This window comes from Pseudomonas fluvialis, from assembly GCF_002234375.1.
In the GTDB taxonomy this organism is placed as follows: Bacteria; Pseudomonadota; Gammaproteobacteria; order Pseudomonadales; family Pseudomonadaceae; genus Aquipseudomonas; species Aquipseudomonas fluvialis.
This window is the reverse complement of record NZ_NMQV01000059.1, coordinates 1-541: the sequence shown is the minus strand read 5'-3', so window position 1 is coordinate 541 and position 541 is coordinate 1. Positions and strand designations below refer to the sequence as shown.

At 61.2% G+C, this 541-nt stretch carries 1 protein-coding gene; it reads left to right on the top strand.

The genetic code is table 11. The features are described from left to right. Positions 1 to 541: EAL domain-containing protein (locus tag CFY91_RS15625; RefSeq protein ID WP_133063708.1), on the top strand; the 541-nt coding region annotated here is incomplete at both ends.

The following is a 541-nucleotide window of genomic DNA, read 5'->3' as shown; positions in this document are numbered from 1 at the left end:
CCAGTGGCCAGGTATTGCATCACAAGGTGCTTGCCCGACTGCTGGATGAGCAGGGACAGGCCATTGCTGCCGGGCAGTTCCTGCCCTGGCTGGAGCGTTTTGGCTGGGCCAGCCGGTTGGACATGGCCATGTTGGAGCAATTGCTGCCGCGCCTGGCGGAGCTGGCAGAACCGGTGGCACTGAGCTTGTCAGGCAGCACTTTGCGCGACGCTCAGGCCTTGCAGGCGCTCTACCAGCGTTTGCAGGCATATACCGCGCAGGCGCACTTGTTGACCCTGGAACTGGATGAGGACCAATTGCCGGATGCTGCCACCCTGGAGGCGCTGACCCAACGCTTACGTAGCCTCGGCTATGGCTTGGGCTTGCAGCATTTTGGCGGACGCTTCAGCATGATCGGCAACCTGGCGCGCCTTGGCCTGGTGTATCTCAAGGTGGATGGCAGCTATATTCGGCAGATCGATCAGGAAGGCGACAAACGGCTGTTTATCGAGGCCTTGCAGCGTGCAGCCAACAGCATTGACCTGCCTTTGCTGGCCGAGCG